Origin of the sequence: Paracoccus zhejiangensis, assembly GCF_002847445.1 — a bacterium.
GTDB classification, from domain to species: domain Bacteria; phylum Pseudomonadota; class Alphaproteobacteria; order Rhodobacterales; family Rhodobacteraceae; genus Paracoccus; species Paracoccus zhejiangensis.
The window spans coordinates 2538743-2552254 of record NZ_CP025430.1 but is presented as its reverse complement, the minus strand read 5'-3'; the positions used below and the strand labels follow the sequence as shown (position 1 = coordinate 2552254).

15 protein-coding genes are annotated in these 13512 nt (G+C 66.3%); 13 read left to right on the top strand and 2 right to left on the bottom strand.

Translation table 11 applies throughout. From position 1 onward, the window contains the following. The first annotated feature begins 5 nt into the window (after positions 1-5). The 8 genes from CX676_RS12360 (at position 6) to yjfF (ending at position 8042) form a co-directional block, all read left to right on the top strand. Complete coding sequence (locus CX676_RS12360) at positions 6-650, top strand: NADPH-dependent F420 reductase (protein ID WP_101752893.1); 645 nt, start codon at positions 6-8, stop codon at positions 648-650. 21 nt (positions 651-671) lie between these two features. Then, positions 672-1328, top strand: coding sequence for a DsbA family oxidoreductase (locus CX676_RS12355; protein ID WP_101752892.1), 657 nt, complete (start codon positions 672-674; stop codon positions 1326-1328). After that, positions 1325-2071, top strand: a complete 747-nt coding sequence (locus CX676_RS12350) for a glutathione S-transferase family protein (RefSeq protein WP_101752891.1) — start codon at positions 1325-1327, stop codon at positions 2069-2071. Before CX676_RS12355 ends, CX676_RS12350 begins: the two co-directional genes overlap by 4 nt. Before the next feature lie 61 nt (positions 2072-2132). After that, a complete protein-coding gene (locus tag CX676_RS12345; protein ID WP_232816442.1) occupies positions 2133-3326 on the top strand; it encodes an MFS transporter in 1194 nt (397 codons plus the stop codon). Between the two features lie 199 nt (positions 3327-3525). Next, positions 3526-4485 carry a galactofuranose ABC transporter, galactofuranose-binding protein YtfQ gene (gene ytfQ, locus CX676_RS12340; RefSeq protein WP_101752890.1) on the top strand — a complete coding sequence of 320 codons (960 nt, stop codon included), beginning with the start codon at positions 3526-3528 and terminating at the stop codon, positions 4483-4485. A 61-nt stretch (positions 4486-4546) separates the two neighbouring features. Further along, positions 4547-6058: a sugar ABC transporter ATP-binding protein gene (locus CX676_RS12335; RefSeq protein ID WP_101752889.1), complete on the top strand. Its 1512-nt coding sequence runs from the start codon at positions 4547-4549 to the stop codon at positions 6056-6058. Next, positions 6055-7074 (top strand): ABC transporter permease, encoded by a 1020-nt coding sequence (locus tag CX676_RS12330; protein WP_101752888.1) that lies wholly within the window; start codon positions 6055-6057, stop codon positions 7072-7074. Before CX676_RS12335 ends, CX676_RS12330 begins: the two co-directional genes overlap by 4 nt. After that, complete coding sequence (gene yjfF, locus CX676_RS12325) at positions 7071-8042, top strand: galactofuranose ABC transporter, permease protein YjfF (RefSeq protein ID WP_101752887.1); 972 nt, start codon at positions 7071-7073, stop codon at positions 8040-8042. Before CX676_RS12330 ends, yjfF begins: the two co-directional genes overlap by 4 nt. Before the next feature lie 6 nt (positions 8043-8048). Here yjfF and CX676_RS12320 read toward each other — a convergent pair whose 3' ends face one another. Then, positions 8049-8933 (bottom strand): MBL fold metallo-hydrolase, encoded by an 885-nt coding sequence (locus CX676_RS12320; protein WP_101752886.1) that lies wholly within the window; start codon positions 8931-8933, stop codon positions 8049-8051. A gap of 188 nt (positions 8934-9121) precedes the next feature. Between CX676_RS12320 and CX676_RS12315 the strand changes: the two genes are divergently transcribed. From CX676_RS12315 to lptB, 5 genes are all read left to right on the top strand, one after another. Then, positions 9122-9736, top strand: a complete 615-nt coding sequence (locus CX676_RS12315; RefSeq protein WP_101752885.1) for a ribonuclease D — start codon at positions 9122-9124, stop codon at positions 9734-9736. Positions 9737-9811: 75 nt separating this feature from the next. Further along, positions 9812-10756: a KpsF/GutQ family sugar-phosphate isomerase gene (locus CX676_RS12310; protein ID WP_232816441.1), complete on the top strand. Its 945-nt coding sequence runs from the start codon at positions 9812-9814 to the stop codon at positions 10754-10756. A gap of 3 nt (positions 10757-10759) precedes the next feature. Then, the gene (locus CX676_RS12305) at positions 10760-11344 is read left to right on the top strand and encodes a hypothetical protein (RefSeq protein ID WP_101752883.1); all 585 of its coding nucleotides are present in this window, start codon (positions 10760-10762) and stop codon (positions 11342-11344) included. 21 nt (positions 11345-11365) lie between these two features. After that, positions 11366-11848, top strand: coding sequence for an LptA/OstA family protein (locus CX676_RS12300; protein WP_101752882.1), 483 nt, complete (start codon positions 11366-11368; stop codon positions 11846-11848). Further along, positions 11848-12600, top strand: a complete 753-nt coding sequence (gene lptB / locus CX676_RS12295; RefSeq protein WP_101752881.1) for an LPS export ABC transporter ATP-binding protein — start codon at positions 11848-11850, stop codon at positions 12598-12600. Before CX676_RS12300 ends, lptB begins: the two co-directional genes overlap by 1 nt. A gap of 24 nt (positions 12601-12624) precedes the next feature. Here the strand turns inward: lptB and CX676_RS12290 are convergent, their stop codons facing one another. After that, on the bottom strand, positions 12625-13302 hold the full coding sequence (locus tag CX676_RS12290) for a hypothetical protein (RefSeq protein WP_157935917.1): 678 nt from the start codon (positions 13300-13302) through the stop codon (positions 12625-12627). Positions 13303-13512 lie beyond the last annotated feature (210 nt).

The window sequence follows — 13512 nt, the reverse complement described above, 5'->3', positions numbered from 1 at the left end:
CAACCATGACCGAGCCAAAGATGATCGGCATTCTCGGCGCGGGGCGGGTGGGCACGGCTATTGCCCGCCGCGCCCTGGCGGCGGGGTACGAGGTGCGCATCGCCTCGTCCCGCCCGGCCAGCGAGATGGCGCTGGTGCTACAATTCGTGGCACCGGGCGCGGTTGCGGCCAGCGCCGCCGAGGTGATGGCGGACAGCGACATCGTCATTCTGGCGCTGCCCCTGTCGAAATATCGCAGCCTTGACCCAGCCGCGCTCAGGGGCAAGATCGTCGTCGATGCGATGAACTACTGGGCGCAGACCGATGGCACCCTGCCGGAATTCGAGGGCGTGCCCACCAGCAGCGCGGTGATCGCCGACCATTTGGCGGGCGCGCGGCTGCTGCGAGCCTTCAACCATCTCGGCTATCACGAGATGGATGGCGAGGCCCGTCCCGCGGGCGATCCCGAGCGCCGGGCGATGGCGATTGCCGGCGATGATGCCGGGGCGCGGGCGGTGCTGGCCCGCGTGATCGACCGTCTGGGGTTCGACCCGGTGGATGCCGGGCCGCTGGACGCGGCGCGGGGCTTTGCCATCGGCACGCCGGTTTTCGGCGCGCCACTGGGACGCGAAGAATTGCAGGCGGCGCTTGGCGTGCCGCTTGCCGCCTGACTGAACGAAAAAGGAAAGACCATGGCCAACCCGATCAAGATCGACATCTGGTCCGACATTGCCTGCCCCTGGTGCTATATCGGCAAGCGGCGGCTGGAATCAGCGCTCGACCGTTTCGACGGCGCGCCCGTCGAGGTGAACTGGCACAGCTATCAGCTGAACCCGGCCTCGCCCGTGGACTACTCCGGCAACCATGCCGAGTATCTGGCGCAGCATCTGGGCGCCTCGCCCGAGCAGGTGCGGCAGATGGACCAGCAGATCACCGGTCTCGCCGCGCGCGAGGGGCTCGATTATCACCTCGATGACATCAAGGTCACCAATACCGCCAAGGCGCATGAGCTGATCCACTTTGCCGAGACCAAGGGCAAGGGTGCCGAGATGAAGGAACGCCTGCTCAAGGCCTATTTCACCGAGGGCAAACATGTCGGACATGTCGCGGACCTTGCCGATCTGGCCGCAGAGATCGGGCTGGACCGCGCCGAGGCCGAGGCCGCGCTGCAATCGGGCGCCTTCGCCAAGGCGGTGGCCGAAGACAAGGCGCAGGCATCCGCCTATGGCATCAGCGGCGTGCCCTTCTTTGTCATCGACGGCAAATACGGGCTGTCGGGCGCGCAGGAGGCCGATCTGTTCCTGCAGGCGCTTGGCAAGGTGCAATCCGAACGCGGGGGCGCCGCATGAACGGGCCGCTGGTTTCCCTTGGCGCGGATGCGGGGGTTTGCGTGGATGGCGTCTGCGCCATCCCCGAAGCCGCGCCGAAACTGACGCTGATCAGCTTTCCGACCTGCCCCTATGTCCAGCGCGCGGTGATCGCGCTGCGCGAGCGCGGGGTCGAGTACGAGGTGATCCATGTCGATCTTGCCAACAAGCCCGACTGGTTTCTCCAGATCTCGCCCCTGGGCAAGGTGCCGGTGCTGAAGATCGAGCGGGCGGGTGAAAAACCGGTGATCCTGTTCGAAAGCACGGTCATCCTGCAATATCTGGACGAGACCCTGCCGGGACAGCGGCTGTTTCCCGAGGATGCGCTGGACCGTGCCCGGCAAAGGGCCTGGGTCGAATATGCCGGCTCGGTGCTGGGCGAGTTGTGGAAGCTGGTGCAGGCCAGGGACGAGGCGGGCTTCACCGAGGCGCGGACGGCGCTGATCGCGCGGTTGCAGCCGCTCGAGGCCGAGGTCGCCGGTCCGTTCTTCGCCGGGGCCGAATTCTCGGCGGTTGACGCGGTCTTTGCCCCTGCCTTCCGCCAGCTCGACGCGCTCGAGACGGTGCGGCATCTTGGCGTGACCGATGACCTGCCGAAGTTGCAGGCCTGGCGGCAGGCGCTGGCCGCGCGTCCCAGTGTCGCCGGCGCGGTGCCGCCGGATTTCCTTGACCTCTATCTGGGCCGGTTGCGCGCGGCCGGGTCCTACGCACTGACCGCGAACTGACACCCGACCCGGCCCCTGCAATGTGCGCGGGGGGCGGGCGGCGATGGACGAAGGACAGACCATGACCACGATTCAGGACAACCCGGCGGTCCGCCCGATGGCGGCCGATCCGAAGGTCTGGGCGCTGCTGCTGGCGGCGACCCTGACGATCATGTCGAATGCCACCATCACCCCCGCCCTGCCGGGGCTGGAGGCGAGCTTTGCCGACACCCCGAATGCCGGGCTACTGACCCGGCTGCTGGTCACCGCGCCCTCGCTGCTGGTGGCGATTGCCGCGCCCTTCGTCGGCATGGCCTCGGACCGTTTTGGTCGCCGGCCGCTGCTGCTCGCGGGCATCGTGCTTTATGCCATTTCGGGAACCTTGGGGGCGGTGCTGCCAAGTCTCGAGGGGATTCTGGCCAGCCGTCTGGTGCTGGGTCTGGCCGTCGCACTGATCATGACCACGCAATCGGCGCTGGTCGGCGATTATTTCGCCGGGCCGATGCGCGGGCGCTTCATGGGCTGGCAGATGGGCGCGACCAACTTGGGCGGCTTCGTCTTCATCGCGCTGGCCGGCTGGTTGGCCGGCATCTCGCCGCGCCTGCCCTTCCTGATCTACGCGCTTGGCTTTGCCTACCTGCCCTTCCTCTGGCGCGCCCTGCCGGAACCTGACCGCTCAAGGGTCGAGGCCACCGGCGGTGGGGCCGAGGGCAATGCCGACTGGCCGCGTCTCGTCGCCATCATCTCGGTCATGTCGGCGCTGACGCTGACGATCTTCTACATCATCCCCACCCAGATCCCCTTCTATCTGGTCAGCATCGGCCATCCCGAGCCCGCCGCCTCGGCGCAGGCCATGGCGCTCTTGACCATCACCGGCGGCATTTCCGCGATCAGCTTTGCCACGGTGCGCGGCAGGCTGGGCATCGGTCTGACACCGGCTCTGGGCTACCTGATCATCGCCGGGGGCTTCTTCGTGCTGCATTCGGGCGAGACGCTGGCCATGGTGCGTATCGGGGCGCTGCTGATCGGGCTGGGGCTTGGCTATGTCATGCCGACTTTCGTGGTCTCGGCGCTGAACGCCGCGCCCGAGCGGCGGCGCGGCGCGGTCACCGGCACGGTCACCACGGCGCTGTTTCTCGGACAGTTCCTGTCGCCTCTGGTGGTGCAGCCGCTGGTCGAGCTTTACGGCTATTCCACCACCTTCCTGATCGCCGCGATCCTGCTGCTGCCGATGGCGGGGCTGATCGCCTGGCTCTTGCGTCCGGGCCGGGCCTGACCGCGCCCGGGTCGCCCCCAGCAATGCCAATCCGGTCGCGTCAGGGTGGCGTCGCATAGCAAATCGATCATATAACTTGCAGATAATGTAATTTTCAATCGCTGCCCCTCCCTTGCTACTGTCCCGCCATCGGTCACGGGACCGCTGATCTGTCCGGCGATCCTTCGACCCATCGAACGGAACACCAAGGGAGGATAAGATGACGAAGACATTTCTGATGACCGGTGCCGCCCTCATGGCACTGACCGCCGGGGCCGCGCTGGCCGAGGGCGAGACGGTCGGCTTTTCGCAGATCGGTTCGGAATCGGGCTGGCGCGCGGCCGAGACGACGCTGACCAAATCGCAGGCCGAGGAACGCGGCATCCAGCTGCAATTCTCGGACGCGCAGCAGAAGCAGGAAAACCAGATCGCCGCGATCCGGTCGTTCATCGCGCAGGGGGTCGATGCGATCCTGCTGGCGCCGGTCGTGGCGACGGGCTGGGACGCGGTGCTGGAAGAGGCGCAGGAGGCCGAGATCCCGGTCGTGCTTCTGGACCGGCAGGTCGACAGTTCCGACGAGCTGATCCTGACCGCCGTCGGCTCGAACCTTGTGCATGAGGGCGAGGTGGCGGGCGGCTGGCTGGTGAACGAGGTCGGCGACCGCGAATGCCGCATCGTCGAGTTGCAGGGCACCACCGGATCCAGCCCCGCCATCGACCGCAAGACCGGCTTCGAGAATGCCATCAAGGACCATGTCAATCTCAGCATCGTGCGCAGCCAGACCGGCGATTTCACCCGCGCGCAGGGCAAGGAGGTGATGGAAAGCTTCCTGCAGGCCGAGAATGGCGGCAAGGATATCTGCGCGCTTTACGCCCATAACGACGACATGGCCGTTGGCGCGATCCAGGCGATCAAGGAGGCCGGGCTGGCGCCGGGCAAGGATATTCTGGTCGTCTCGATCGACGGCGTGCCGGATATCTTCCAGGCCATGGCGGCGGGCGAGGCCAATGCCACGGTCGAACTGACCCCCAACATGGCCGGCCCCGCCTTCGACGCGCTGGCGGCCTATTGGGCCGATGGCACCATGCCCGAGAAGTTCATCCAGACGGAATCGAAGCTCTATACGCAGGCGGATGATCCGGCGGCTGAATACGAGGCCCGCAAGGGCCTGGGCTACTGATGACAAAAGGCCGGGGCCGCATCCTGATGCGGTCCCGGCCTCATCGCAGGAAGGCGGCCCCATGCTTCTGACCATCCGGTCCCTGACCAAGTCTTTCCCCGGCACGCGGGCGCTGGATGCCGTGGATTTCGATTTGGCGGCGGGCGAGGTTCATGCGCTGCTGGGCGAGAACGGGGCGGGCAAGTCGACGCTGATCAAATGCCTGACCGGCGCCTATCACCGCGACGGCGGCACGGTTACGCTGGACGGGGCCGAGATCGCCCCGCGCTCGACTGTCGAGGCGCAGGATCTGGGCATCGGCACGGTCTATCAGGAGGTGAACCTGCTGCCGAACCTGACCGTGGCGCAGAACCTGATGTTCGGGCGCGAGCCGCGCCGCTGGGGGCTGATCGACAGCCGCGCGATGCGGGCCGAGGCGCGCGAGATGCTGGGTCACTACGGTTTGCAGCTAGATGTGGACCGCGATCTGGGCGGCTACTCCGTCGCCATCCAGCAGATCATCGCCATCGCCCGCGCGGTCGCCCTGTCGGGCAAGGTGCTGATCCTCGACGAGCCGACCGCCAGTCTGGACGCGCGCGAGGTCGAGATGGTCTTTGACGTGGTGCGGGGACTCAGGGAGCGCGGTCTGGGCATCATCTTCGTCTCGCATTTTCTCGATCAGGTGTTCGAGCTGACCGACCGCGTGACGGTGCTGCGCAATGGCCGCAAGATCGTGACCGAACGCACCGCCGATCTGGACCAGGTGCGGCTGATCGAACACATGCTGGGCCGCGCGCTTGAGCATGAGGTGGAGGAGCTTGCGAACGAGGAGGGGCCGGTCGGGCGCCCCGATCTGCTGGCCTTCGAGAATTTCGGGCGGCGCGGGCTGATCGCGCCCTTTGACCTGACCGTGGGACAGGGCGAGGTCGTCGGTCTCGCGGGGCTCCTGGGCTCGGGCCGGACGGAAAGCGCGGAACTGATGTTCGGTTTACACCCGGCCTCGGGCACCGCCCGCGACCCGCAGGGGGCGCTGGACCTGAACTCGCCCCGCGCCGCCATTGCCGCCGGATTCGGCTTCGCCCCCGAGGATCGCAAGACCGATGGCATCGTCGCCGACCTGTCGATCCGCGAGAACATCATCCTTGGCCTGCAGGCCCGCCGGGGCTGGGCGCGGCCGGTCGGCCGGGCCGAGCAGAACCGGCTGGCCGATGACTATATCAAGCGGCTGGATATCCGCACTTCGGGCCGCGAGAAGGCCATCGGCGATCTGTCCGGCGGCAATCAGCAAAAGGTGGTGCTGGCCCGCTGGCTGGCGATGAACCCGCGTTTCCTGATCCTCGACGAGCCGACGCGCGGCATCGATGTCGGCGCCCATGCCGAGATCCTGCGGCTGATCCACGAATTGACTGATGCCGGCATGTCGGTTCTGGTCATCAGCAGTGAGATCGACGAGTTGGTCGCCGTGGCCGACCGGGTGATCGTGGTGCGCGACCGCCGTCATGTAGCCGAGCTGTCGGGCAGCCGCGTTACCGGCGCCGAGATCATGCGCGCCATCGCCCAAAGCGACAGCAAGGGTGAGGGCGAGGCCGCATGAGCATCCTGACCCGCCTCGCCCCGCAACTGATCGCGCTGGCCCTGCTGGTCGCGCTGGTTATGGTTTTCTTTCCCGGCTTCCTGAACGTCTCGGTCACTGACGGAAGGCTGGTCGGGCCGTTGATCGACGTGCTGAAGCGGGTGGCGCCGGTGGCCCTGTTGGCGGTGGGCATGACGCTGGTCATCGCCACGCGCGGCATTGACCTGTCGGTCGGCACCACCATGGCCATTTGCGGCGCGGTGGCTGCATGGGCCATTGCCGGGGGTTGGGGGCTTTTGCCTGCGCTGATGCTGGCGCTGGCAGCCGGGGCGCTGGCCGGGCTGTGGAACGGGGTTCTGGTCGCCGTGGTCGGCATCCAGCCCTTCGTCGCCACGCTGATCCTGATGACCATGGGGCGCGGCATCGCCCAATTGATCACCGAGGGCCGCATCCTGACCTTCACCGATCCGGGTCTGGCCTTCCTTGGCTCGGGCTCGGTTCTGGGGCTGCCGGTGCCGGCCTGGATCTGGCTCGCCACCGGGATTGCCGTCGCCCTGCTGATGCGCCGCACCGCCCTTGGCCTCTTGATCGAGGCCATAGGCATCAACCGCCGGGCCAGCGCGCTGGCCGGGGTGAATGCGACGGTGCTCTTGATCGCCGCTTATATCGCCGCCGGCCTTTGCGCTGCGCTGGCGGGCATCATCGTCACCGCCGACATTCGCGGGGCGGACGCCAACAATGCCGGGCTGTGGCTGGAACTTGACGCCATCCTTGCCGTGGTCATCGGCGGCAATTCGCTGCTGGGCGGGCGGTTTTCCATCATCGCCTCGCTGATCGGCGCGCTGATCATCCAGACCATCGATACCGGCATCCTGCTGGCGGGCTTCCCCTCGGAATACAATCTCGTCATCAAGGCCGGGCTGGTTCTGGTGATCCTCGTGCTGCAATCGCCGCGCATCGCGACGGAATGGCGACTCTGGCGCGAGAGCCAGCGGGCCGGGCGCGAGGCGCGGGCTGCCGAGAGGAGCCAGTCATGAACACCCGCGCCCTGCCGCTTTACGCGACCATCGTGATCTTCCTCGTGGCCTACCTGCTCTGCTGGCTGCAATTCCCGAACATCCTCTCCACCCGGGTCATCGGCAACCTGCTGACCGACAATGCCTATCTGGGCATTGTCGCGGTGGGCATGACGCTGGTGATCCTCTCGGGCGGGATCGACCTGTCGGTTGGCTCGGTCATCGCCTTCTCCGGTGTGTTCATCGCGGTGGTCCTGCGCGACACCGCGCTGCATCCGCTGGTGGTCTTTGTGCTGCTGCTGATGCTGACCACGGCTTTCGGCGCGGCGATGGGGTTCCTGATCGACCGGCTGGCAATGCCGGCCTTCATTGTCACGCTGGCCGGCATGTTCCTTGCGCGCGGCGCGGCCTATATGCTGTCGATCGAGTCGGTGCCGATCCAGGATCCGTTTTACACCACCTTGCAGAAGGCCTATTGGCTGATGCCGGGCAAGGGGCGGTTGACGCTGATCGGGGTGGTGATGCTGCTGACCGTGCTGGCCGGCATGATCATCGCCCACAAGACCCGCTTCGGCGCCAGCGTCTATGCGCTTGGCGGCGGCGAGGCCACGGCGCGGCTGATGGGCGTCAGGCAGGGCCGCACGACCATGCTGGTCTATGGCTTTTCCGGGCTGATGGCCGGGCTCTCGGGCATCGTCTTCTCGGTCTATACCGGCTCGGGCTATTCGCTGGCGACCGTGGGGACCGAGCTCACGGCCATCGCCGCCGTGGTCATCGGCGGCACGCTGTTGACCGGGGGCGCGGGCTACATGTTCGGAACGCTGGTCGGCGTGCTGACCATGGGGCTGATCCAGACCTACATCGTCTTTGACGGCACGCTGTCCAGCTGGTGGACGAAGATCGTCATCGGTGTGCTGCTCTTGGTCTTCATCCTGCTGCAGAAGGGCTTGCTGAAACTGTCGCAGACCCGGCTGGCGGCCGGCGGCTGAGCGCCTTCAGAGCCCGTTCACCGGCACCTTCAGCATCGGCCTTCCATCCTTGTCCGTGGGCAACTCGCCCGCGCGCATGTTCACCTGCAGCGAGGGCAGGATCAGCCGGGGCATGTTCAGCGTGGCGTCACGCTCGGTGCGGAAGCGGACGAACTCGGCCTTGGTCTTGCCGCCGCCGACATGGATGTTATGCGCCTTTTCCTCGCCCACCGTGGTTTCCCAACGGATCTCGCGGCCATTCGGGCCGTAATCGTGGCACATGAACAGCCGCATCGCATCGGGCAGGGCCAGCACCCGCTGGATACTGTCATAGAGCGTGCCGGCATCGCCACCGGGAAAATCCGCCCGCGCCGAGCCGCCATCGGGCATGAACAGCGTATCGCCGACGAAAGTGGCATTGCCCATCACATGGGACATGCAGGCGGGCGTGTGGCCGGGGGTGGCGAGTGCGAAACAGTCCATCTCGCCGACCTTGTAGCTGTCGCCATCCATCAGCAGCCTGTCGAACTGGCTGCCGTCACGCTGGAACTCGGTACCCTCGTTGAAAATCTTTCCAAAGACCTCCTGCACCATCAGGATCTGCGCGCCGATGGCGATCTTTCCGCCCAGATGGGTCTGGATATAAGGTGCGGCAGACAGGTGATCGGCATGGACATGGGTCTCGATGATCCAGTCGAGCCGGAGGCCGTGGTCGCGGATGAAGGCGATGATCGCATCGGCATGGTCATAGGTGATCCGGCCGGAGGCATAGTCGAAATCCATCACCGAATCGATGACGGCGCAGGCCGGGCTGGCCGGGTCCTTGACCACATAGCTGATGGTGTTGGTGGCCTCGTCAAAGAAGCCCGTCACCTCGGGTTTCACATCCATGTCGACAGGAAAGTTGCTCATCGGGGTCTCCGTCCGGGAATGTCCCAACCCTCTCGTGGCGAGGCGTGCGCCCATGGTAAATCGCGGGGCGCACCGGTGCAATCACCGGGTCCGGGCATGGGGCAGCGCCCGGCCCCGACCGGCGGATGCCACTGGATTTGCGGCGCTGTTCGGGCCATAGGGGGCGGACAGCGGAAAACGGGGCAGCGATGAGCATCCATCTGTATCAGAACGATTTGCCGGACGGTCTTGATCTTGGCCCGGTCGTGGCCATCGACACCGAGACCATGGGTCTGGACCATCGGCGTGACCGGCTGTGCCTGGTGCAGCTGTCCTCGGGCGATGGCGATGCGCATCTGGTGCAGATCGCCCGCGGCCAGACCGAGGCGCCGAACCTGACGGCGATGCTGACCGATCCCAAGGTTCAGAAGCTGTTCCATTTCGGCCGCTTCGACATCGCCGCGCTGGAGAGCGCCTTTGGCGTCGTGACCACGCCGGTCTGGTGCACCAAGATCGCGTCCAAGCTGATCCGCACCTATACTGACCGCCACGGGCTGAAATACCTGCTCAGCGAGTTGGTCGGCGTCGATGTCAGCAAGCAGCAGCAGACCAGCGACTGGGGCGCGGCCAACCTGACCGATGCACAGCTGGAATATGCGGCCTCGGATGTTCTTTACCTGCACAAGCTCAAGGCCGCGCTGGAAGAGAAGCTGAAGCGCGAGGGCCGGATGCGGCTGGCGCAGGCCTGTTTCGACTTCCTGCCCGCCCGGGCCCATCTGGACCTGCTGGGCTGGGGGGATGAAAACGACATCTTCCATCACTAGATGGGGACGGTCAGACCGGGGGGTGTCGCCCCCCGGACCCCAGAGGATATTTGGACGAAAGAGAAGGACCGCGATTTGGCGGATTACATCGAGACAGCGCGGCGGGTGATCGAGACCGAGGCGGCGGGGCTTGCGCAGTTGGCCGAAGGGTTGGGGCCTGATTTCACCCGGGCGGTCGAGGTGATCCTGGCCGCGAAGGGCCGGGTGATCGTGTCCGGCATGGGCAAGTCGGGTCATATCGGCCGCAAGCTGGCGGCGACGCTGGCTTCGACCGGCACGCCCGCGCAATTCGTGCATCCGGCCGAGGCCAGCCATGGCGACCTGGGCATGGTGACGGAAAGCGACGTGGCGATCGTGCTGTCCAACAGCGGCGAAACCCCGGAACTGGCCGATCTGATCGCCCATACCCGGCGCTTCTCGATTCCGCTGATCGGTGTGGCCTCGCGACCCGAATCGACCTTGCTGCGCCAGGCCGATGTGGCGCTGGTGCTACCTGCGGCGACCGAAGCCTGCGGCACCGGGATCGTGCCGACCACTTCGACCACGATGACTCTGGCGCTTGGCGATGCGCTGGCGGTGGCGCTGATGGAGCATCGCAAGTTCACCCCCGAGCATTTCCGCACCTTCCACCCCGGCGGTAAGCTGGGCGCCCGTCTGGCCAAGGTCGGTGACCTGATGCACGAGGATATGCCGCTGGTGGCCGAGGATGCGCCGATGGCCGATGTGCTTCTGGTGATGAGCCAGATGGGATTTGGCGTGGCCGGTGTCACCGATGCCGCCGGGCTTCTGGTCGGGATCGTCACCGACGGCGACCTGCGTCGTCACATGGACGGGCTGCTGACCCACAGCGCCGGCGAGGTGATGACCGCCAATCCGCGCACCATCGACCCGGCCGCGCTGGCCGAGGCCGCGCTGGCCGAGATGCAGTCGCGCAAGATCACCACGCTCTTTGCCGTGCGCGATGGCCGCCCCGGCGGCATCCTGCACATCCATGACTGCCTGCGCGCCGGGATCGTCTAGGCCATGTCGCGCACCCGCATCGTCCGCTGGCTGCGCGTGCTTTTGCCGCTGGTGGCGCTGGCGATCCTGTCGACGCTGTTCCTGTTCTCGACCGAGAAGGGCGAGGAGTCCTCGATCCCCTATGCCGATGTCGAAGCCGAGGAACTGGCGCGCGAGCCGCAGATGGTGCTGCCGGAATATGCCGGGGTGACGGCTGACGGTGCCGCCATCACGCTGCGGGCCGACAAGGTCAGCAGCGCGGGCGAGGCGGACGGCGATGCCAGCAGGCTCAGGATGACCTGGCGGGCCGAGGACGGACTGGCCGCCGATATGACCGCGCCCGGCGGGGCGCTGGAGGATGGCAAGATCCGGCTGAGCGGCGGTGTGCGCATCACCACCTCGTCGGGCTGGGCCATGACCACGCCAGTGGTGGACAGCCCCACCGGCGACAGCGAGAGCAAGTCAGCCATCGTCGCGCCCGAGGAAGTGAATGCCTTTGCGCCCTTCGGCCAGCTGACCGCCGGGGCGATGGACCTCTCACGCGCGGATGAGGCAGGTGATCATCTCTTGAATTTCACTGATGGCGTGCGTCTGATATACCAGCCCTGACCTTCCGAAAGGACCCAGCCGATGTTCCGCCCTGTCCTGATCGCTGCCCTGTTCATGGGTGCCGCCCTGCCTGTCGGGGCGCAGAATGTCGCCTTCGGCGGCATGAAGGCGGATACCAGCCTGCCGGTCGAGATGTCGGCGGACAGCCTGTCGGTGAACCAGGCCAATGGCGAGGCGGTGTTTACCGGCAATGTCATCATCGCCCAGGGCGAGATGAAGCTGCAGGCCGGCGAGGTGACAGTGGTCTATGCCGAGGGCGGGCAGCAGAAGATCCAGACGCTGAAGGCCAAGGGCGGCGTGGTGCTGGTCAGCGGTCCCGATGCCGCTGAGGCCGCCGAGGCGGTCTATGACGTGGCCAGCGGGGTCATCGACTTGGCCGGCGACGTGGTGCTGACCCAGGGCCAGAACGTGCTGACTGGTGACAAGATGCAGGTCCAGCTGGCCGATGGCACGGCACAGGTGCAGGGCCGCGTGCGCAGCGTCCTGCAGCCGGCGGGCAACTGATGGATGGCGGCGCCGCGACGGCGGCGAAGACCGGGTTGGCCGTTCGCGAGCTGCGCAAGTCCTATCGCAACCGCCCGGTGATCCGTGATGTCTCGATCGATCTGGCGCGGGGCGAGGTGGTGGCGCTGCTGGGGCCGAACGGATCGGGCAAAACCACCTGCTTTTACTGCATCGCCGGGCTGGTGACGCCCGATGCCGGGCAGGTCAGCATCGATGGCAAGGACGCCACCGGCCTGCCGATGTTCCGTCGCGCCCGCATGGGCATCGGCTACCTGCCGCAGGAGATGTCGATCTTTCGCGGATTGACGGTCGAGCAGAACATCATGGCGGTGCTGGAGGTGGTCGAATCCGATGTCCACAAGCGCCGGATGCGGCTGGAAGAACTGTTGGGCGATTTTTCCATCGGCCATATCCGCAATGCCCCGGCACTCGCCCTGTCGGGGGGCGAGCGGCGGCGGGTCGAGATCGCGCGGTGCCTCGCCTCGAACCCGAGTTTCCTCTTGCTCGACGAACCCTTTGCCGGCGTCGATCCGATCGCCGTGGGCGAGATCCGCACCTTGGTTCATGACCTGAAATCGCGCGGCATCGGCGTGCTGATCACCGACCACAATGTCCGCGAAACGCTTGGCATCGTCGACCGCGCCTATATCCTGCATGACGGTCATGTGCTGATGTCGGGCAAGACCCAGGAAATCGTCGATGACCCGCGCGTGCGCGAGGTCTACCTGGGCGAAGGCTTCAGCCTCGGCTGAGGCCTTCGCGCTCTGGGCAGCGGTTTACTGGCCGAGAATGTCGTCCACGATCGAGGATTGCTGCGACGTGCTCAGCACGCCCGCCTCGACCTTTTCCTTCACCAGTTCCAGCAGCGCCGTGCTTTGCTGGTCGTCCAGTTCGACCGAGTCGGTGGGCAGGCTGTTGACCATGGACACGAGCTGCAACTCAGTCAGGTGGCCGTCTTCGCGCGCGGCGACGGCATCGGTCAGGCAGGCAGTCACCGCATCGGCATCAGCCGCATCCTCGCAGGCATCGCCCCAGCCGCGCACGATCTTGTCCGAGACGATGGTGGGGGACACGCCATCCATGTCGGGTGTCGCCTGCTGCTGCGCGGCTTCCAGCGCGGCGATGTAGCAGGCGGTGGCATTGTTGTCGTCGTCATCCAGCGCGTCCGCGACCGACTCGCCCAGCTTGTTGAAGGCGCTGATCACGTTCTGCTCTGTCGCCAGGTCCTTCTCGGCCAGGTCGACGGCCTTCTGTGCCGTGGGCAGGCCGGCTTCCAACGCCTTCACGCCGGCGCAATCCTGCGGTGCGGCTGCCGCGTCCACAGCGGCCTCGGGCGGGTTGGTGACTGCCGCGGGATCGGCTGCGGGCGTGCTGCTGTCTTGCGCGTTGGCACCGGCTGCTGCCATCGACAGGAACAGGGCGGTGGCGGCGGATTGCAGGGAAAAACGATACATGTGACGAACCTCTTCGGGCATTGGCGAGCGGTGATCGCAACGATCGATCAGCCAACCGACGACAGCAATGCCCGGTTCCTCGGCGGCGATCACGGGGCTGCTTTGGGCGAATTGTCGCCGCCCCGTTGACAGGTGGCGCGGACTGTCACCAAATATGCTGATGGGCGGTTGCGTTACCGCCCTCACCCGCGCCGGACCGCGCACCCAGGT